19 protein-coding genes are annotated in these 19,697 nt (G+C 70.5%); 8 read left to right on the top strand and 11 right to left on the bottom strand.

Going from position 1 to position 19,697, the window contains the following annotated elements; translation table 11 throughout:
- Positions 1-176 precede the first annotated feature (176 nt).
- On the bottom strand, positions 177-1,622 hold the full coding sequence (locus DFR74_RS32350) for a metallophosphoesterase (RefSeq protein WP_232331821.1): 1,446 nt from the start codon (positions 1,620-1,622) through the stop codon (positions 177-179).
- Between the two features lie 223 nt (positions 1,623-1,845).
- Entirely contained in the window at positions 1,846-2,016 is a 171-nt protein-coding gene (locus tag DFR74_RS37880; protein ID WP_324192039.1) for a RidA family protein, read from the bottom strand.
- Between the two features lie 403 nt (positions 2,017-2,419).
- On the opposite strand from DFR74_RS37880, the gene DFR74_RS32340 reads away from it, so the two are divergent.
- The gene (locus DFR74_RS32340; RefSeq protein ID WP_067511244.1) at positions 2,420-3,442 is read left to right on the top strand and encodes a fused (3R)-hydroxyacyl-ACP dehydratase subunits HadA/HadB; all 1,023 of its coding nucleotides are present in this window, start codon (positions 2,420-2,422) and stop codon (positions 3,440-3,442) included.
- 162 nt (positions 3,443-3,604) lie between these two features.
- On the top strand, positions 3,605-4,288 hold the full coding sequence (locus DFR74_RS32335; protein ID WP_067511243.1) for a type 1 glutamine amidotransferase domain-containing protein: 684 nt from the start codon (positions 3,605-3,607) through the stop codon (positions 4,286-4,288).
- Between the two features lie 4 nt (positions 4,289-4,292).
- Here the strand turns inward: DFR74_RS32335 and DFR74_RS32330 are convergent, their stop codons facing one another.
- Positions 4,293-6,080, bottom strand: coding sequence for a neutral/alkaline non-lysosomal ceramidase N-terminal domain-containing protein (locus DFR74_RS32330; RefSeq protein WP_067511242.1), 1,788 nt, complete (start codon positions 6,078-6,080; stop codon positions 4,293-4,295).
- 92 nt (positions 6,081-6,172) lie between these two features.
- Here DFR74_RS32330 and DFR74_RS32325 point away from each other — a divergent pair, with 92 nt between their 5' ends.
- On the top strand, positions 6,173-6,568 hold the full coding sequence (locus tag DFR74_RS32325) for a RidA family protein (protein ID WP_067511241.1): 396 nt from the start codon (positions 6,173-6,175) through the stop codon (positions 6,566-6,568).
- A gap of 38 nt (positions 6,569-6,606) precedes the next feature.
- On the opposite strand, the gene DFR74_RS32320 is transcribed toward DFR74_RS32325, so the two are convergent.
- On the bottom strand, positions 6,607-7,683 hold the full coding sequence (locus tag DFR74_RS32320) for a tartrate dehydrogenase (protein WP_067511240.1): 1,077 nt from the start codon (positions 7,681-7,683) through the stop codon (positions 6,607-6,609).
- Positions 7,680-9,152, bottom strand: a complete 1,473-nt coding sequence (locus DFR74_RS32315; RefSeq protein ID WP_067511239.1) for an NAD-dependent succinate-semialdehyde dehydrogenase — start codon at positions 9,150-9,152, stop codon at positions 7,680-7,682. The genes DFR74_RS32320 and DFR74_RS32315 overlap by 4 nt, the downstream gene beginning before the upstream one ends.
- A 147-nt stretch (positions 9,153-9,299) precedes the next feature.
- On the opposite strand from DFR74_RS32315, the gene DFR74_RS32310 reads away from it, so the two are divergent.
- Both DFR74_RS32310 and DFR74_RS32305 read left to right on the top strand, forming a co-directional pair.
- Entirely contained in the window at positions 9,300-10,541 is a 1,242-nt protein-coding gene (locus DFR74_RS32310) for an aspartate aminotransferase family protein (protein WP_067511238.1), read from the top strand.
- A 31-nt stretch (positions 10,542-10,572) separates the two neighbouring features.
- Positions 10,573-11,067 (top strand): DUF3830 family protein, encoded by a 495-nt coding sequence (locus DFR74_RS32305; RefSeq protein ID WP_067511237.1) that lies wholly within the window; start codon positions 10,573-10,575, stop codon positions 11,065-11,067.
- 66 nt (positions 11,068-11,133) lie between these two features.
- Here DFR74_RS32305 and DFR74_RS32300 read toward each other — a convergent pair whose 3' ends face one another.
- Positions 11,134-12,534 (bottom strand): amidase, encoded by a 1,401-nt coding sequence (locus DFR74_RS32300; RefSeq protein WP_198161797.1) that lies wholly within the window; start codon positions 12,532-12,534, stop codon positions 11,134-11,136.
- Between the two features lie 12 nt (positions 12,535-12,546).
- Entirely contained in the window at positions 12,547-13,452 is a 906-nt protein-coding gene (locus tag DFR74_RS32295; protein ID WP_084537905.1) for a D-2-hydroxyacid dehydrogenase, read from the bottom strand.
- Positions 13,453-13,598: 146 nt separating this feature from the next.
- Here DFR74_RS32295 and DFR74_RS32290 point away from each other — a divergent pair, with 146 nt between their 5' ends.
- From DFR74_RS32290 to DFR74_RS32280, 3 genes are read left to right on the top strand one after another with little or no spacing between them, the layout of a single operon-like run.
- Positions 13,599-14,339: a maleate cis-trans isomerase family protein gene (locus tag DFR74_RS32290; RefSeq protein WP_067511235.1), complete on the top strand. Its 741-nt coding sequence runs from the start codon at positions 13,599-13,601 to the stop codon at positions 14,337-14,339.
- 14 nt (positions 14,340-14,353) lie between these two features.
- On the top strand, positions 14,354-15,100 hold the full coding sequence (locus DFR74_RS32285) for a maleate cis-trans isomerase family protein (RefSeq protein ID WP_113975388.1): 747 nt from the start codon (positions 14,354-14,356) through the stop codon (positions 15,098-15,100).
- Between the two features lie 34 nt (positions 15,101-15,134).
- Positions 15,135-15,752, top strand: a complete 618-nt coding sequence (locus tag DFR74_RS32280) for a GntR family transcriptional regulator (RefSeq protein WP_067511234.1) — start codon at positions 15,135-15,137, stop codon at positions 15,750-15,752.
- Between the two features lie 257 nt (positions 15,753-16,009).
- On the opposite strand, the gene DFR74_RS32275 is transcribed toward DFR74_RS32280, so the two are convergent.
- The 4 genes from DFR74_RS32275 to DFR74_RS32260 all read right to left on the bottom strand — a co-directional run bounded on the left by DFR74_RS32275 (position 16,010) and on the right by DFR74_RS32260 (position 19,520).
- Positions 16,010-16,246: a hypothetical protein gene (locus tag DFR74_RS32275; RefSeq protein ID WP_067511233.1), complete on the bottom strand. Its 237-nt coding sequence runs from the start codon at positions 16,244-16,246 to the stop codon at positions 16,010-16,012.
- 286 nt (positions 16,247-16,532) lie between these two features.
- The gene (locus tag DFR74_RS32270; RefSeq protein ID WP_067511232.1) at positions 16,533-16,733 is read right to left on the bottom strand and encodes an ABC transporter ATP-binding protein/permease; all 201 of its coding nucleotides are present in this window, start codon (positions 16,731-16,733) and stop codon (positions 16,533-16,535) included.
- 204 nt (positions 16,734-16,937) lie between these two features.
- Positions 16,938-18,140: an MFS transporter gene (locus tag DFR74_RS32265; protein WP_067511231.1), complete on the bottom strand. Its 1,203-nt coding sequence runs from the start codon at positions 18,138-18,140 to the stop codon at positions 16,938-16,940.
- Positions 18,141-18,149: 9 nt separating this feature from the next.
- On the bottom strand, positions 18,150-19,520 hold the full coding sequence (locus DFR74_RS32260; protein WP_067511230.1) for an FAD-dependent oxidoreductase: 1,371 nt from the start codon (positions 19,518-19,520) through the stop codon (positions 18,150-18,152).
- Between the last annotated feature and the right edge of the window lie 177 nt (positions 19,521-19,697).

The following is a 19,697-nucleotide window of genomic DNA, read 5'->3' as shown; positions in this document are numbered from 1 at the left end:
CCGCGTCCGTGCCCGCCGCGCTGCGGAAGTGCCGAACGGCGGTCGAGGCGCCGGTACCGGCGAAGGAGTCCTGACACGGCGCACCGGCCGGGTCGCGGTGTCGGACGCTGCCGGCGATCCGATTCCGGTGCGCTCGCCGAATGCGTTGTGCCACTGATGATCAGCGGCTCACGGTGCTACACCGACGTGTCCGGCACGAGTTCGAGCACCGTGATGTCGGAGGGGGCGGCGACGCGGGTGGGCGGGCCCCAGGCGCCTGCGCCGCGGGTGACGTAGAGCTGGGTGTCGCCGTAGCGTTCCAGGCCCGCGACGGTCGGGTTGGCCAGGCCGGCGAGGAGGTTGCCGGGGAAGAGCTGGCCGCCGTGGGTGTGGCCGGACAGTTGCAGGTCGACGCCGTGGTCGACGGCGTCGTGCACCAGGACCGGTTGGTGGGCGAGCAGCACGCACGGGCGCGTGGTGTCTCGGCCGCGCAGGGTCGCCGCCATATCGGGACCGCGGCCGTAGGCCTCGCCTTCCACGTCGTCCACGCCCGCGATATCGAAACTCGCCAGCGAGACACGGCTGTTCAGCAGGACCCGCATGCCGAGTGAGGGCAGGTATTCGATCCATTCGTCCGGGCCGGAGTAGTACTCGTGGTTGCCCATGCCGAAGAACACGCCGTGCGGGGCGCGCAGGTCGGCCAGTGGCGCGGTGGCGTCTCGGAGATCGGCGACCGACGCGTCCACGAGGTCGCCCGCGATCGCGATCAGATCCGGACGGGTGCCGTTGACGGCGTCGACCACCGTCCGCGTGAAGTCGCGGCCCAGGACCGGGCCGAGGTGCAGGTCGCTGACCAGCGTGATGCGGAATCCCGTTGCGTCGGCGGGCAATCGGCGCAGCGGCACGGTGACATAGTTGACGGCCGGGCCCTTGAGTACGCCGTAGGTGCCGCCGCCCACGGTCGCGACGGCCGCCACCGCGGTGACACCGGCGAGCGCCCTGCTGACGAACACCCGGCGGGAGAGGGGAGTGGGTTGTGTTGTGGTTTCGGCTTGCTCCGTGGCGGGCGAGGCGGGGGTGACCGCCACGGTTTCGTTCGACGCGGGAGCCGTTCCGGCGGTTCGTGATTCGGACGAAGTTCGCTCGGTCGTGGCGGTTCCGGCGTGGGCGCGCTCGGGTGTGTCCGTCGCGGAGGACGCGGATCCGGTGGTGAGCGCAGGCGTTTCACGATCGCTCGGTGCCCGAGCGGCACCCTTGGATTCGGCCGAATCTCCCACGGCTGCAAGGTCTCTCGCCGTGCTCGTCGCCCGACCGTCCTTCGACCGGAACGGCAACCGCGCCAGCAGCGGCCGCACCACTTCCCCCACCAGCACGCCGAGCAACAGGTAGATCAGCACCGCCGCCCACAGGAACCCGACCGTCGACACCACCCGGACGAGCGCGAACGGCACATCGCCGATCCGGGTCGCCAGCATGGCGCCCAGGGACAGCCCGCCGAACACGATCACCCCGGTCCCGAGCCGCCTGCCCAGCGACCCGGTCGCCGTGCTGTCTCGCACCAACCGCCGCCACACATACCAGTGCATCCCGGCGACGATGCCGAGCATCACGACACCCACCAGCACCGCAAGAACCGTTCCCACGCGAATACCTTCCGGAACTCCCGAAACTCCCGACCCCGCCGAATCTACGCGTTCAGGCCGTAGTTGCGCTCGGGCGCAGGTCGGCGGCCCCCGTCAGACGACGAGCTGAGCCGACACCACCACGGGCAGATTCATCGGCAGCGCCGTGACCCCGATCGCCGTGCGGGCGTGCGCGCCGACGTCTCTCCGAACACCTCGAGCACGAGTTCGGAGAACGGGTTGATCACGGCGGTCGTCTGCGGTAGCCCGCGTCGGCGTTGACGAAGCCGTCGACCCGCGCCCACGCCCGGATCGCGTCCAGGCTCCCGAGTTCGCGCCGGAGCGCGGCGAACATCGCGAGCGCGGCCGAGCGCGCCGAGGACTGCGCGTCCTCGAGCGACACCTCGGAGGGCACGCGGCCGAACGGCGGCGCGGGCGCCCCGACCCGTCGAGCGCGCCGTGTCCGCTGACGAAGCACTGGCCGCCGACGACACGCACCCACCGGAAGGGGACGGACACGTGCGGCGGCAGGCGCGGCTCGGGTGGGAGTACCAAGCCCAGCTCGGTGCGGCGTCGGTGCGGCGCTGCTCCGGCGTCATCCGTCCATTGTCCGCCGTCACAGCCGTTTCGTGGCCGAACGGCGAATATCGGGCAACCCCGCGTCGGTGCCTTGTGGAGTGTGCCAGTGCGGGGGTACCCGTGCTCGTGGTGTGTACCGAAGTGCGCGGTCCGCCACTTCCGGGCCCGGGTTTCGGCTATCGTGCCGGGAGTTTCGTTCCTCGACCAAGGATGGGGTCACCGTGAGCTCGGCAGTGCAAATGCCCGACGTCGCGTCGCAAGTGGGGTACTACTACCAGGCGGAGGGCACGTTCGAAGTCGGGCGCGAGAAGATCCGCGAATACGCGCGCGCGGTGCAGGACTTCCACCCGGCCCACTGGGACGAGGGCGCCGCGGCCGACCTCGGCTACTCCGGTCTGGTGGCGCCGCTGACCTTCGTCTCGATTCCCGCGATGGCGGCCAACCGGCGGCTGTTCGAGGAGGTCGTGCGCGGCTACGACACGTTCGTGCAGACCGAGCAGGTCTTCGAGCAGTACAAGCCGATCGTGGCCGGGGACCGGCTCGTCACCGACGTCGAACTGTCCTCGGTGCGCCAGATCGCGGGCAAGGATCTGATCACCGTCACCAACACCTTCACCGATCCGCTGGGCGAGGTCGTGCACGCCATGCACACGACGGTCGTCGGCGTCACCGGCGAGGGCGTGGATCCCGCGCTGACGGGTGCGGTGGCCGGCGTCATGATGCACGGCATCACCGTGTTCACGCCCAGGGACGAGGTCGTGTCGAGCGACGAGCCGATGCCGCGCCGCCCGGAAGGCGAGGTCCGGTACTCCCTGGAGGGCGCCGCGCGCACCCCGGCGACCACGCTCTCGTTCGACGACCTGACCGTCGGCCTCGAGCTTCCGCTGCGCGAGGCCACCGTCTCCCGCGGCGACCTCGTCAACTACGCGGGCGTCTCCGGCGACAGCAACCCGATCCACTGGGACGCCAGGATCGCCCGCCTCGCGGGCCTGCCCGACGTGATCGCTCACGGCATGCTCACCATGGGCCTGGGCGCGGGATTCGTCTCGGCCTGGTCGGGCGACCCCGGCGCCGCCGCCCGCTACGGCGTCCGCCTCTCCAACTACACCGTCGTGAGCGCCGAGTCCGGCGGGCGGATCGAATACACCGGCCGCGTGAAGTCCCTCGACCCGAACACCCGCACCGCGGTCATCGCCATCGTCGCGAAGTCGCTGGGCCGCAAGATCTTCGGCCTCGCGACCACCAACGTCAAGTTCCGCTGAGCCCGGCCCTCGCCGGTCCGCACCCGCGGACCGGCGCTCGGCGCGCTCGGCTCTGGCGTCGGTGATCCGATAGTTCGGGCCGGAATCGGTTCACTGTGGAGCGGTGCCGGACTAGCGTTTCTGCTGGAAGCTATCGGTGGCGGGATCGAGAAGGCTGTACCGATGACCAAGCGGATTCTGCACGTTGTCACGAATGTCGCCCATTACGACGACCCGTCCGAGCCGACCGGGTTGTGGCTCTCGGAGCTGACGCACGCCTATCACATCTTCGAGGAGCAGGGGTATGAGCAGCGGATCGTCAGTCCGCAGGGCGGGCTGTCCCCGCTGGAGCCCCGGTCGCTCTCGTTCCCGAACTACGACAAGACCGCGAAGGCGTGGCGGGCCAGCGCGGAGCGGATGGCGCTGCTGGCGAACACCGCCGCCCCGGACGACATCGACTCGGCCGACTTCGACGCGATCTACTTCACCGGCGGCCACGCCGTGATGTGGGATTTCCCCGACAGCGAGGGCTTGCAGCGGATCACCCGGGAGATATGGGAGCGCGGCGGGATCGTGTCGTCGGTGTGCCACGGCTACTGCGGGCTGCTCAACACCGAACTGTCCGACGGCACGCTGCTCGTCGCCGGACGCAAACTCACCGGCTTCGCCTGGCAGGAGGAGGTGCTGGCCAGGGTCGACAAGCTGGTGCCGTACAACGCCGAAGAGGAGATGAAGAAGCGCGGCGCCCGGTACGAGAAGGGGTTGATTCCGTTCACGCCGAAGGTCGTCGTCGACGGCAAGCTGGTGACCGGCCAGAACCCGCAGTCGGCCAAGGCGACGGCCAAGGCGGTCGTCGCCGCGCTGTGAGCGCCTATTCCACGGAGAACGGCGCCGTGGCGGCCTCGGTACGCCCCACGTAGATGATCCGATAGGTGCCCGGATCGCCTGCGGTCCAGGTGATGTCGGCGGTGAACCGCAGTTTCCGGTCGCGGCGCCAGACGATCGTGGTGTCGGGGGCGGCGTCGTCGGCCACGGTGGTCCACCCGTTGTCGGTGCGGCGTTCGACGCGCAGGTAGGTCGGGCGCAGTGCGGCGTTCGGATGGTCGGCGTCGAACGTGGCCGTGACGGTTCCGCCCGGGCGCGCCGACGTGGCTGCCCGGCGCGCCCGGACCGGCCCGCGCCGTTCCCAGCGCGGCGAGCCGACGGGACTCTCGGGAAGCCGGAATCGGCGCGGCGGCGGGGGAGTGCCCGGCTCCACCGGGTGTCCGTCGCGCATCGCGGCCGCCAGTGAGGTCGCCGCGTCGATCAAGGTCACCAACTGGTGCCGCCCGAAGATCGTCGCGCCGCCCTCGTAGAGTTGCTCGTCGTACTCCTCGGGCGTCGTCACGTAGTGGCCGTAACCGTTGGCATAGCCTTGCAGCACAACGTGTTCGAGGTCGATGTCCAACGCGTCGGCCACGGCGCGCCGCAGGCGCAGACCGGCGACCACGGTCACCTCGAACGGCAGGCACAGCAGGTGGAGCTGCCCGAGCCGGACCAGCTGCACCAGGTAGGTCTCCTGGACCCAGCGCAGTTGCCCGACCGGCAGGAAAAGGTCCTTCGGCGCGTGCGCCGCCGCGAGACGGGGGAAGCGGGCGTAGAGGCGCCGGCTCAGCCGTTCGAGCCGGGGGTTGCGTTTACCCTCGTGGAACCACGGCGAGCCCGGACCGTCGGTCATCTTGCCCGAGGCGAAGCTCGCGCCGAGGATCGCCCGCGCGGGGAAGCGGACGTAGCGGTGCCGGGTGTCGAGGCCGGGCGCGAGCTCGTCGCCGGGGGAGGCGGCGGCGCGGCGGGCCGCGGCGAGCTGGCGTTCGCCGATGAGCCGGGTGTTCTCGCGTTCGTCGCCGGTCGGGCCGGTGCCGGGCTCCAGGTCGAGATTCGGGGAGAGGTCGCCCGCGTTGGTCTGCGCGAACGCCGCGACGAGACCGGGCGCCTCGGACTCCCACCGCGTCGCCGCCCACCCTTTGTTGTCGGCGCTGATGAGCCGGTTGCGATTGGTCATCGACGTGTTGTGCACCGGGAACCAGTGGACGACGCCCACCAGTTCGCCGTCGCGCTCGACCCGCAACAGCAGGCCGCGCGGATCAATGCCCTCGGGGAACGCTTCCCGGTCCTCGGACGGGTTGCGCTCGAACGCCGCACGGGCCCGATTGGCGCTCGCGTCGGTGAGCCGCTCACTGGCGAGCACCGCCCGCGCGGGCGCGACATCGGCGTCGGCCGCCGCGATCGCCTCCACCACACCGGACACCAGACGCTCGAACGTGCGCCCGTGAAACCCGGCTGTCGTGAGGTTGTAGAGCACATCGTGCCCGTGCCCACCCGGCCCGCAATGCGTATGCGTCGCTGTCAGAACAACATTCGCGGCCGTGTACCGCGTCCCGAACCGCTCACCCAACCGCTTGTGAATCGCCTCGACAGCCGCCTGAAAGAACATCCCGATTTCGGCCACCACGAACGCGACCCGCCCCCGCCCACCCTCGAACACGAACGCCCGCGCATACTGCCGCGACAGAATCCCGCACGTGCGCTGATCAGGCATCCCATACCCCATCATCGCCACGCCCCAAGGCTCCCCGGTCACGTCGGCGACACCCCGCCCGATAGCCCATGCGTCGGTCATACGAGGTGATGGTAGTGAGGTGACCCCATGTCACACTCCCCGTTCGCGCTTCGTCTCCTGGGTGGACCATTCGCGAGTAACAGGAGAGTTCCATGGCGCTGACCATCAGCAACCCGTCCGAACTGCACGATCCGACCGGCTTCGGCTACAGCCATGTGGCGCGGGTGAGTGGGGAGCTCGTGTTGATCGCCGGGCAGTATGACTCCGATGCCGAAGGGCACGTCACCAGAGAAGATTTCGGTGGGCAGGTCGAGCGGGCGTTCGTCAATCTGGGGACGGCGTTGCGGTCGGCCGGGCTCGGCTACGGTGATGTCGCTCAGTTGCGCACGTTCATCGTGGACCACGATGTGGACAAGCTGGGGGTGCTCGGCGCGAAGATCGCCGAGATCTGGGGCGATACACCACCGGTCCAGACCTTGCTCGGCGTCGCATCGCTGGCCTTGCCGGGAATGCTGTTCGAGGTGGACGCCGTCGCGGTCCGGGGGTAAGGGGCCGAATCTGCGTCGGCCGGTGCGGCCACCCCGAATCAGCCCGGGTGCGCGGCGGCGTCGGTCACCGACGCCGCCGCGCGGGTGGCGATGGCGGTGGCCAGTTCGTCGGTGGTAGAGGTGCCGTCCAGGTCGGGAGTGCGGACGTTCCCCTCCGCGAGGACTTCGTCGACGGCGCGGTGGATGGCGGCGGCCGGGGCGTGCGCCCCGAGGTGGTCGAGCATCATTGCGCCCGCGAGGATTTGGGCGACGGGGTTGGCGATGCCCTGACCGGCGATGTCGGGGGCGCTGCCGTGGACCGCCTCGAACATCGACGGCGCGCTCCGGTCGGGGTTGATATTGCCGGAAGGCGCGAGGCCCAGCCCGCCGGTGACGGCGGCGGCGAGATCGGACAGGATGTCGCCGAACAGGTTGGACGCCACAATCACGTCGAGCCGATCCGGACGCAGCACGATCTCGGCCGCCAAGGCGTCCACGTGCACGGTGCGCGTCGTGATATCGGGGTAGTCGGCGGCGACGTCGGCGAACACGCTGTCCCAGTACGGCATCGAGTGGATCAGCCCATTGGATTTCGTGGCCGAGCACACCGAGCCGTCGCGTTCGGCGGCCCGCTCGAACGCGTAGCGCATGATGCGTTCGCACCCCACCCGGCTGAACACCGATTCCTGGAGGACGAATTCCTCGGGCCGCCCCGGATTGTGGATGCCGCCGATCTCGGAGTACTCACCCTCGGAGTTCTCGCGCACGATCAGGATGTCGAGGTCGTCGGCCGTGCGGCCGCGCAGCGCCGATTCCGTGCCGGGGAGCAGCCGCACCGGGCGCAGGTTGACGTACTGGCCGAACGCCCGGCGCAGCGGGATCAGCAGGCCCCACAGCGAAACATGGTCGGGCACACCGGGAAAGCCGACGGCGCCGAGCAGGATCGCGTCGAACCCGGCCAGCAGGTCCGGCCCGTCGGCGGGCATCATCGCGCCGGTGCGCAGGTATTGGGCGCAGGACCAGTCGAATTCCGTCCACTCGATCCCCGGCTGCACGGCGTCGAGCACGGTGATGGCCGCGGCGGTCACGTCGACGCCGATCCCGTCGCCGGGGATGGTCGCGATTCGATAGCTCACAGTCGCACTCCGATGTATTTGGTCTCGAGGAATTCGTCGATGCCGGTCAGGCCGCCCTCGCGGCCCAGTCCGGACTCTTTCACACCGCCGAACGGCGCCGCCGGATTCGACACGACGCCCTGGTTCAGCCCCACCATGCCTGTCTCCATCGCCTCGCACACGCGCAGACCGCGCCGCAGGTTCTCGGTGAACACGTAGCTCACCAGGCCGTACGGTGTGGCGTTGGCGCGGGCGATCACCTCGTCCTCGGTGTCGAACGGGGCGATGGCCGCGACCGGTCCGAAGATCTCGGTGTGGCACAGCTCGGCGTCGTCGGGGACATCGGTGAGCACGGTGGCGGGGTAGAAGTGCCCGGGGCCGTCGAGGGCGGTGCCGCCGGTGCGCACGGTCGCGCCGCGCCGGACGGCGTCCGCGACGAGCCGTTCGACCTTCGCCACCGCCGCGCCGTCGATGAGCGGTCCGACCACGACGCCGGGCTCGGTGCCGCGCCCCATCGGCAGCGCCGCCAACCGCTGCGCGAGCCGCCCGGCGAACTCCTCGGCGACGGAGCGCTGCACGAAGATCCGGTTCGCGGCGGTGCACGCCTGCCCGATATTGCGCATCTTCGCCGCCACCGCCCCCTCCACGGCCGCGTCCAGGTCCGCGTCCTCGAACACGAGAAACGGCGCGTTGCCGCCGAGTTCCATCGACGTGCGCATGACGGTGCGGGCGCACTGTTCGAGCAGGCGTTTGCCGACCTCCGTCGACCCGGTGAACGACAGCTTGCGCGAGCGGTCGTCCAGGATCAACGGCGTCATCACGGCGCCGGGATCGGAGGTGGTGAGCACGTTGACGACCCCGGCGGGCACCCCGGCGCGGTCGAGGATGTCGGCCAGCGCGAGCATCGAGAGCGGGGTCTGCTCGGCGGGTTTCACCACGCAGGTGCAGCCCGCCGCGAGCGCCGGCCCGATCTTGCGGGTGCCCATGGCCAGCGGAAAGTTCCACGGGGTGATGAGCAGGCTGGGACCGACCGGCTGCTTGGTGACCAGGAACCGGGAGCCGCCGCCGGGGGCGGGGAGGTAGCCGCCGTCCATGCGCACCGCCTCCTCGGCGAACCAGCGGAAGAACTCGGCGGCGTAGGCGATCTCGCCGCGCGCCTCGGCCAGCGGTTTGCCCATCTCCAAGGTCATGATCACCGCGAGGCGTTCGGTGTCGGCGAGCAGTGCGCGGTGGGCGCTCATGAGCAGATCGCTGCGGTCGCGGGGCGGGGTGCGCGCCCAGTCCGCCTGCGCGTCGGCGGCGGCGGTGAGGGCGTCGAGACCGTCGGCGGGGGAGGCGTCGGAGACCTCTCGCAGCAGCGCGCCCGTGGCCGGGTCCGTGACGGGTAGCCGCGCCGCCGTCTCGCGCCACCGCCCGCCGAGGTAGAGGCCGGTGGGCACGGTGGCCAGTGCCTCGCGTTCCGTCGCGGCGAGCGTGGTGTCGGCGAGCATCGGTCGCGCTCCTTCCGTTCCGCCGCGGCGGTCGTTGCCGCGAACCCTCCGGCCATGTTATGCATATTGTCAACAATCCGACAATATGACAGTCGATATCGACGACCGCGCGCGGGCCACGCTCCGCGCGCCGGGAGGCGGACCACCATGACCGAACTATCGCCAGTCCTCAAGCAGGCCACCCCGGTGACCGTCGACCACGGCGAGGGGTGCTACCTCTACGGCACCGACGGCAGGCGCTATCTCGATTTCACCGCCGGGATCGGCGTCACGAGCACCGGGCACTGCCATCCGCACGTCGTCGCGGCGGCCCAGGCGCAGGTGGGGAAGCTGATCCACGGGCAGTACACGACCGTCATGCACCGGCCGCTGCTGGAACTCACCGAACGCCTGGGCGCCGTGCTGCCCGAGGGACTGGACGCGCTGTTCTTCGCCAACTCCGGCAGCGAGGCGATCGAGGCGGCGCTGCGGCTGGCGCGGCAGGCCACCGGACGCCCGAACGTCATCGTCTTCCACGGCGGTTTCCACGGCAGGACCGTGGCCGCGGCGACCATGACCACCTCCGGCACCCGGTTCTCGGCGGGGTTCAGCCCGCTGATGTCCGGCGTGCACGTGGCGCCGTTCCCCACCGCGTTCCGCTACGGCTGGTCGGAGGCCGAGGCCACCGAGTTCGCCTTGCGCGAGCTGGATTACCTGTTCGCCACGCTCACCTCGCCCGCGGAGACCGCCGCGTTCATCGTGGAGCCGATGCTCGGCGAGGGCGGCTACATCCCCGGCAACGCCACCTTCTTCCGCGGCTTGCGCGAACGCGCCGACCGGCACGGCATCCTGCTGGTGTTCGACGAGATCCAGACCGGGTTCGGCCGGACCGGAAGGTTCTTCGGCCACCAGCACTTCGGCGTGCGCCCGGATGTGATCACCATCGCCAAGGGCCTCGCCAGCGGGTTCCCGCTCTCGGGGATCGCCGCCCCGCGCGAGCTCATGGCGCGGGCCTGGCCCGGTTCGCAGGGCGGCACCTACGGCGGCAACGCGGTGGCCTGCGCCGCCGCCGTCGCCACCCTCGAGGTGATCGAAGCGGAGGGCCTGGTCGACAACGCCGCCGCGCGCGGTGCGCAACTGCTGGCCGGTCTGCGCGCAGGCGCCACCAAGGCCATCGGTGACGTGCGCGGCCTCGGATTGCTGGTGGGCGCCGAATTCACCACGGCGACAGGCGAACCCGACACCGAGACCGCCTCGGCCGCGCAACGCCTGGCCGTCGAGAAGGGATTGCTGCTGCTCACCTGCGGCGCGCACATGAACGTGGTGCGGATGATCCCGCCGCTCGTCGTCACCGAATCCCAGATCGAGGACGCGCTCGCCGTCTGGTCCGACGTCCTCGCCGAACTCTGATCGCCCGCACCGACTCCCGGAAGCAGGTTTCATGGCCCGCTACATCAGCATCACCCTCACCAAGGCCGCCGTCAGCTGCCGCGCGCGACTGCTGGACGACGAAGCGCCGGCCACCTGCGCGGCGGTGTGGGACACGCTGCCGCACGAGGGCGCCGCCTTCCACGCCAAATACGCCCGCAACGAGGTGTACACCCTCGTGCCGCGCATCACGGCCGCACCGCGCCGGGAGAACCCCACCGTCACCCCGATCCCCGGCGACGTCTGCCTGTTCGATTTCGAACCCTGGGAGATCGGCAACCCCGCCTACGGCTACGAACCGGGGTCGGCCGCGCATCACGAACTCGGCGCGACCGACCTCGCACTCTTCTACGGCCGCAACAACCTGCTGATCAACGGCGATCTGGGCTGGGTGCCCGGCAATGTCTTCGCCACTATCGAGGAGGGGCTGGCCGACATCGCCGCCGCCTGCAACGACCTGTGGATCCACGGGGTGTACGGCGAGACACTGGCTTTCGCGCGCGCGTGAGTGGGTTCGCGAGCGGACCGCCGGTCTGGTCCCTCGGCCGCCTCGCGATGCTGCCGAGCCGCCCGCTCACGACGACAGCACGTGCTCCGCGTAGCGGGCCACCGCCAGCACCAGGTCGTCGGAGTGGCGGGGGCCGACGATCTGCAAGCCGACCGGCATGCCGGTGGCGGTGGTCCCCGCCGGAATGCTGATCGCGGGCTGCTGGGTCATGTTGAACGGGTAGGTGAACGGCGTCCAGCGCGCCCAGCTGTCCATGCCGCTGCCCGGCGGCACGTCGTGGCCCGCCTCGAAGGCGGTGATCGGCACGGTCGGCGTCACCAGCACGTCGAAGGCGGTGTGGAACGCGCCCATGGTGATCCCGAGCTGGGCCGCCTCGTCTCGGGCGGTGAGGTAGTCGATCGCCGAGACGCGCTCGCCGCGCTCCCACACCGCGCGCAGCCCGGGGTCCACCCGCTCGCGCGATCCTTCGGGGAACTTCGCAAGCATGGCCGCCGCCCCTGCCGCCCACAGCAGTTCGAACGCCGCGCAGGGGTCGGTGAAGCCGGGATCGGCCACGGTTACCCGCAGTTCGGCGTCGGCCAGCCGGTGCACGGCCGCGTCGACCACGGCGGCCACCTCGGGATCGACCTCGGCGTACCCGAGGGTGGGGGAGTAGGCCACGGTGATGCCCCGCACGTCGCGGGTGATCTGCCCGCGGAACGTGGTGATCGTGGGCGCCAGCGCCGTGGGGTCGCGCGGATCGGGCAGCGAGAGGATGTCCATCAGCAGCGCGGCGTCGTCGACCGTCCTGGTCATCGGCCCCGCGTGCGCGAGCGGGCCGAACGGGCTGGCCGGGAACAGCGGAACCCGGCCGTGCGTCGGCTTGAACCCCACGATCCCGCAGAAGGAGGCGGGGATGCGGATGCTGCCGCCGCCGTCGGTGCCGACCGAGACCGGCCCCAGGCCCGCCGCGACCGCCGCCGCACTGCCGCCGGAGGACCCGCCCGGTGTCTTCGACGGGTCGACGGGGTTGCGGGTGACACCGGTCAGCGGGCTGTCGGTGACCGCCTTCCACGCGATCTCCGGCGTGGTCGTCTTGCCGAGGAAGACCATGCCGTCGGCGCGCAGGCGCGCCGCGACCGGGCTGTCCACCGGCCACGGCCCGGCCGGGTCGATCGCGGTGGACCCGCGCCGCGTCGGCCAGCCCTCGGTGAGGAAGACGTCCTTGATGGAAATCGGCACGCCGTCGAGCAGCCCGCGCGCGTGACCGGAATGCCAGCGCGCCTCGGAGTTCTTGGCCTGCACGAGGGCCCGGTCGGGGTCGACGAGGCAGAACGCGTGCAGCGCGCCGTCGCGGGCCGCGATCGCGTCGAGCGCCGCCTCGGTCACCTCGACGGGGGACAGGACGCCCGCCGTGTAGGCCGAGACGAGTTCGGCGGCGGTCATCGCGAGCGGGTCGGCGGGCAGATCGTTTCCGGGGTGGCTCATAGCAGGGCTCCTTCAGCCGGGCACGTACCCCAGCTCCTTGTCGACCACATTCTCCATTGGCCGGGCGGCGATCCAGTTGTCGAAGTTCGCGCGGAACGCGCGCACCACCTCGTCGCGCCACCCGGCCACATCCCCCGAATTGTGCGGGGTGATCAGGACGTTGGGCAGCTGCCACAGCGGGTGCTCGGGCGGCAGTGGTTCCGGGTCCACCACATCCAGCGCCGCCCCGGCGATCGCCCCGCCGGCCAGCGCGGCCACGAGGTCGTCGGTCACCACGAGTTCCCCGCGGCCCACGTTGACAAACCTGGCGTGCGGCTTCATCGCGGCGAAGGCCTTGGCGTCGAACATCTTCCGGGTGTCGGGCGTGAGCGGTGCGATGGCGATGACGTAGTCGGCCCCGGGCAGCTCGGCGAACAGGTCGTCGCCGACGGAGCCGAAGTCGGGGTCGTGGTCGCGGGCGCGCCTGCCGACGCCGCGCACCGACATCCCGGCCGCGCGCAGCAGCCGGGCGATGGCGCGCCCGATCGGACCGGTGCCGACGATCAGCGCCGTGGCGCCCGCGATCCGCTCGGAATCGCGGTGCTGCCAGGTGCCGCGCTGCTGCAACCGCAGCGAGCCGGGCAGGTCTTTGGCGAAGGACAGGATCTGCCCGAGGACGTATTCGGCGATGGCGGTGTCGAAGACGCCCCGGGTGTTGGTGATGACGACATCGCTGGCCAATGCCTCGGGGAACAGGACCGGATCGACGCCGGTGGACCCCATGTGCACCCAGCACAACCGGTCGGCCGCGTGCCATGCTCCGGGGAGCGCGCTGGTGAGGAAGTCGTAGACGAACAGGATCTGCGCGCCGCGCAACGCGTCGGCGAGTCCCGACGCGTCGGTGTAGCGGAGTTCGGCCCGGTCCGCGATCGGGGCCATGAGATCGGCGTCGGGCACGGCGTCGTCGTGCAGGACGGTGATGATCGTGCCCTGGTCCACATTGACACGGTAGAATCACATCGTATGATTGTCAACAATCCGATCGTGTTCGGAGGTCTACCCGGCTGAGCGCGAGAGGGGCCGCAGTGGAACCCAGTTTTCCCGACATAGAGGGCCCCGTCGCGCAGCGGGGCATCGGGATCATCGCCCCCTTCGACCTCGCGCTGGAACGCGAACTCTGGCGGTGGGCGCCCCTCGACGTCAGTCTGCACCTGGCCCGCACGCCGTACGAGCCCGTGCCGGTGTCGCTGGAGATGGCCCAACTTGTTTCCGATCCGGCGCATCTGACCGCCGCGACCCGCAACGTCTTGCACGTGGAGCCCGAGGTGGTGGCCTACCTGTGCACCTCGGGCAGTTTCATCAACGGACTCGCTTACGAACGATCCTTGCGCGACACCATCTGCCGAGCCGGCGCCCGCGATGCCGTCACCACCTCGGGCGCGCTGGTCGAGGCGATCGGTCACCTGGGCATCGGCAAGATCTCCGTGATCACCCCCTACGACGAGATCCTCACCAACAAACTGCACGACTTCCTCCACGAGGCGGGCTGTGAGGTGGTGCGCTCGGACCATCTCGGGCTCGGCGGCGGCATCTGGAAAGTCAACTACCGCACCATCGCCGAGCGGATCGTCGGGGCCGATCATCCCGACGCGGAAGCGATTTTCGTCAGCTGTACCAACCTGCCCACCTACGACGTCATCGAGCCGCTGGAACGCGCGCTCGGAAAACCCGTCCTCACCGCCAATCAGCTCACCATGTGGGCTTGCCTCGGGCGCATGAAACTCCCGATGATGGGGCCGGGTAAATGGCTGCTCAACGTCTTCTGAACGGAAACCACTCCATGCGCGCACCCACCATCGGCTTCATCTACCCCGACCACGCGGCCGAGGACGACTACCCCCTGGCGGCGTCGATCCTGGCCGGCTCCGGGCTCGAGGTGGAGCTCGAGGTCGCGCACATCTACGGCACCGACCTGCACGCCGTCCCCGAATTGCTGGACCTGGGCAGCCCCGACAAGCTCCGCCACGGCGTGGAACTGCTCGCCCCGCGCCGCCCGGCCGCCGTGGTGTGGGCCTGCACGTCCGGCAGTTTCGTCTACGGCCCGCGCGGCGCCCGCGAGCAGGCCGCCGGCCTCGCCGCCGCGGCGGGTGTGCCGGCGACGAGCACCGGCATCGCCTTCGCCGACGCGGCCCGCGCGCTCGGCGTCGGCACGGTCGCGGTCGCCGCCAGCTACCCCGACGACGTGGCCCGCCTGTTCGTGGACTTCCTCGCCGACGCGGGGGTGGAGGTGGTCCACATGGCGAGCGCGGGCATCGACACCGCCGCCGAAGTGGGCACGCTGGACGCGGCGCGGGTGCGGGAGCTGGCCCTGTCCAACGACCACCCCGACGCGCGGGCCGTCTTGATCCCCGACACCGCCATGCACACCCTGGCCGTTCTCCCGGAACTCGAAGCCGCACTGGGCAAACCGGTCCTCACCGCCAACCAGGTGACCGTCTGGGGCGGGTTGCGGCTGGCCGGTCTGCACGCGGACTGCCCCGCGCTCGGCGCCCTCTTCGCGGAAAGGCGCGCCCGTGTCGCTCCTTGATTTCGAGCCCGTGAACCGGCGGTCGACCGCCGAGATGATCGCCGACCGTCTCCGCGAGGCGATCATGCGCGGCTCCCTCGCGCCGGGAGTCCAGCTCGGGGAGGCAGACCTGGCCGCCCGATTCGCGGTCTCGCGCGGGCCGATCCGGGAAGCGATGCAGAGGTTGGTGTCCGAGGGCCTGCTCTACAGCGTCCGCAATCGCGGCATCTTCGTCATCGAGCTGACCGACGACGACGTGGCCGACATCTACCGGGCCCGCACCGCGATCGAAGGCGGCGCGCTCGAACTCGTCCTCGACGGTCGGCGCGAGCACGCCGAGGCCGCGCTCGGCCCCAGCCTCGCGCGCATGATCGAGGCCGCCGAGAGCGGCGACGCCGTCGCGGTCTCCGACGCCGACCAGGAGTTCCACGAGGCCCTGGTGGAGAGCGCGGGCAGCCCGCGCCTGGTCCGGGCCGCGCGCACCCTGCTGATCGAGACGCGAATGTGCCTGGGCGCCCTGCAAACCACCTATCCCGATCTGCGCGAGCAGGCGCGCGAACACGTCGAACTGCGCGAGGCGATCGCCTCGGGACCGCCGCGCCGGGCGCGAGCGCTGCTGGTGGAACACATGGACGACGCGGTGCGGAGGTTGCGGGAACGCACGACCGTCTGACGTCGACGGTTTCGCGACGTCCCCGCTCGCGCGCCACGGCAGCCCGGAGCACCGGTGAGTCGATGGTCCTCGACGGCGGGATCACGCTGACCGGCGTTGTCCGACCACAGTATTCGACTCCGGACGAGGCCACCGTCGACGCTGGCGTTGCCCCCGCGGGGCGATTGCGGAGAAGCGCGACGCGCAAGCCCAGCCGGGCGGCCGAGGGTGTGTCCGCCGTTGGTGACGGTGAAGCGCCCCGGGTGGTGCGAGGGCACTCAAGCCTTGGTGCGGACCCAGAGGTGATGGGCGCCCGATCGAGGGATCTCGATCGTCGCGCGGGCGTCGGCCACCGGCACCCCGAGTCCGTGCGCCAGCAGACAGGGCATCTCGACGTCGAACTGCGAGTCGAGCAGCCAGCCGCCGTGGTCGTGAAAGCCCTTGGCTTGCAACAGAATACCGGCCGCGCTCGGAGCATCTTGCCGGGCGATCGTCGCGTGCGCCGGGCGGCTCACCGAGAGGGGCTGGGACCGATGGCCCGTCGTCGTCTCCCTGATGCAATGGGGAGACAAGTACACCGCCGACCCGGAGGGCTGGTTCCTGGACGTTCGGCACGCCGGCTGTGGCGCGCCCGTCCGAGTGGTCGTCGAATGCCGCCGCGATCACGCCCCCTCACCCACACGCACGTGGATGTTCGCCCCGGCGTATCGGCCCGCCCGCGCTCGGTGTCCCTGCGCCGGGACACCGAGCGCCGCACCACAGAAGCGTGTCCGCCGAATCGAGTTCTTGAACAGGTCCGGATCACGATGGGCGCACCCTCAACAGCGCCCGTGCGAGGGAAACCCGTTGGCGCTCAACGCCCGGCAGGTGTGCGTCGCCTTCGCCGACCAGCGCGTTCCACCCGTCGAAAAGACGCTCGATCACCTCGTCCGGACCGGCCGCGGTGGCGGCGGCCCGCATCTGCGCGTCGGTCGCGCCGGGCCGGCTGAGACTCCGCGACATCCGGACCGGACCTTTCCGCGCCGATTTGGGCGGGGGAGTACAGGGTGAGACTGTCGTAGCAGTGCGGCCAGGACTCGACGGGGTCGGGCCCGGCTTCGAGCATCACCGGGGTCAGGTGGTGGTCGGCGAGGGTGCGGGCGGCGGTGAGTCCGGATTGCCCCGCGCCGATGACGATCGCGTCGATCACGAATGACGTTCTTTTGCTCAGTATTTCGGGATGGTGGTCAGCGATAGTGCCGCGGCGAGGGCAGCGGCTGTGCCCAGGATCAGGAACGTGGCGGGATAGCCGCCCAGGTTCGCGGCCAGGGCCGTGGCCACGAACGGTGCTGAGGCCACGGTGGTGGTCATCGGCGCGGAGACGAGTCCGGTGAGTCGCCCGTAGTGGGCCGAACCCCACCGATCGGTGATCGCGGTGGCTTGCAGCAGGGTGAACACCCCGCGTGCCATGCCCGACAGGATCGCCGCGACGGTCAGTGCTGCCGCGGTGGTGAAGATTCCGAGCAGCATCGTGGTGGCGGCGATCGCGACCAGGATCACCGCCGTGCGGGTGCGCACACTCGTGCGGTCGGCGAACGCGCGGTAGCCGATCCGGCTCACGACCTGCCCGAGTCCGCCCAGTCCGAGAGCGACCGCCGCGGTGGTGGTGGAGATCCCGCGCTCGGTCATCAACGGCACGAGGGTGACCACGACCGCGAAGGACGCGAAGCCGGCGACGCTCAACGCGATCGCCAGGCAGATGAATGCCCGGCTGCGCGCGATGCTGCCGGGGTTGTCCAGGTGGGCGTGTTCGGCGTTCTCCTCTGGCCGGGGCGGCCAGGCCGATCGCAATCCGAACCAGTGACCGGGAATCGTCACGACCGCGAGGATCGCGGCGAGGATCAGATAGGTTGCGCGCCAGTCGAACCTGGTTGCCAGGGCTGCGGTCAAGGGTGCGAAGACGGTGGAGGCCAGCCCACCTGCGAGGGTCAGCACGGTCAGGGCCCGCACCCGGTCAGGCCCGTACCAGCGGGTTAGCGCCGCGAAGGCCGGGGGATACAGCACCGCGCCCATCGAGATCCCGGCCAGCGCCCAGCCCAGAAGAAACGCTGTCAGGGTTTGCGCGGTGGCGACGATGATCAGCGCCGTGACCGCGAGCGCCGAGCCCGCGGTCATCACCGTGCGGGGTCCGTGGTGGTCCAGGCGTCGGCCGACGAGTACGCCGGTGAGCGCGGTGAGTAGTTGTCCGGCCGAGAACACCCCGGTCAACGCGGTCGCCGACCAACCGGTGTCGGTGGCGATGGATCCCAGCAGGACCGGGAAGGCGTAGAACAGGATTCCCCAGCTGGTGATCTCGGTGACGCACAAGACCACCAGCACCCGCCGCAACCCGGTCGCGGCGGGTGCCGTCGGTGTCGAAACAACCTGCATCGCAGTGGATCAGCGCGCAGGCGAGGAGGTCAGGGGCAGTTCCTGGATCGCGGTCGGGACGCTGAGGGTCAGCTCCTGCACTGCGGTCGGGGCCCCACAGCATCCGCCCGCTGATTCATCGGCCGGGGCGTCGAAGAGGCCGGATCCGCCGCAGACACCGGTGTCGGGAAGGCTGAGTTCGACTCGTTGCGCGGCTTCGTGGTCACCGGCGAGGGCGGCGACGATCGAGCGAACCTGTTCGTAGCCCGTCATCGCCAGGAAGGTCGGTGCGCGCCCGTAACTCTTCATGCCGACCAGGAACACCCCGGGTTCGGGATGGGTGAGTTCCTTGACGCCGTGCGGGTAGACGGTGCCGCAGGAGTGTGCGTTCGGGTCGATGAGAGGTGCCAGCTTCGCCGGTGCCTGCAAAGTCGCATCGAGATCGAGGCGGATTTCCGAGAGCCAGGACAGGTCCGGGCGGAACCCGGTCAGCACGATCACTTCATCGACATCGGTGACGGGATCGCCTTCGGCGGGGATGAGCGTGAGTTGACCGTGGTCGGTGCGTTCGACGGCCTCGGTGCGGAAACCGGTGACCACGTTGATGTGTCCGGCCTCGACCGCAGCCTGAGCGCGCAACCCGAGTGCACCGCGAGCGGGCAGTTCGTCGGCTTGCCCGCCACCGAAGGTCGATCCGATCGTGCCTCGGCGCAGCAGCCACGTGATGCGAGTCCCCGGGTGCTCGCCGGCCAGTTCGGCCAGCACGACCAACGCGGTGAGCGCGGAGTGCCCGCTTCCGGCGACGACCACGTGGCGGGCGGCGTGGCGGGCCGCGATGTCGGGGTAGGTGAGGTCGGGAACGCGGTAGGAGATGCGGTGTGCGGCCGCGGCTTCGCCGACGGCGGGCAGCCCGTCTCCGCCGAGTGGATTCGGTGTCGTCCAGGTACCGGAGGCGTCGATGACCGCGCGGGCGGTGAGGCGCTCCTCGTGGCCGTCGGCGGTGCGCACGTGCACGGTCAACGGTTCGCTGTCGCGCCCCGCGTCGACGACTCGGTCGCGGCCGCGGCGCGCCACACCGGTCACTTCGGTGTCGAACCGGGCCGCTTCGCCGAGCGCTTCACCGAGCGGGCGCAGGTAGCCTTCCACCCACTCCGCGCCGGTCGGGTAGCCCTCGAGGTCGGGTTCGGTCCAGCCGTGAGCGTCGAGCAGGGGCCGTGCGGCCGGGGCGATCAGTTCGGCCCAGCGCGAGAACACGCGCACGTGATGCCACTGCGCGACAGCAGCACCGGCGTGCTGGCCGCGTTCGAGCAGCAGGAACGGCAGCCCGCGGCGGGCCAGCTCGGCGGCGGCGGCGAGACCGACGGGTCCAGCTCCGATGACAACAACGGGCAGGGAGTTCATGACGACCTTCTTCCATCGATGCAGATCGATTGACTGAGCCTGAGAGTATCGACCGGCATCGATGAATGCAACCATCGATCTACGTCGATATACTGGCCCCATGCCCATCGCTCTGCCTCAAGCTCAGGTCCTGCCGACCGGCGAAGCCGCCACCTACGCCGAGTGGTTCGCCTGCCT

This window comes from Nocardia puris, from assembly GCF_003315035.1.
Classification (GTDB): Bacteria; Actinomycetota; Actinomycetes; order Mycobacteriales; family Mycobacteriaceae; genus Nocardia; species Nocardia puris.
The sequence above is the reverse complement of the archived record's forward strand: the minus strand, read 5'-3'. Positions and strand labels throughout refer to the sequence as shown.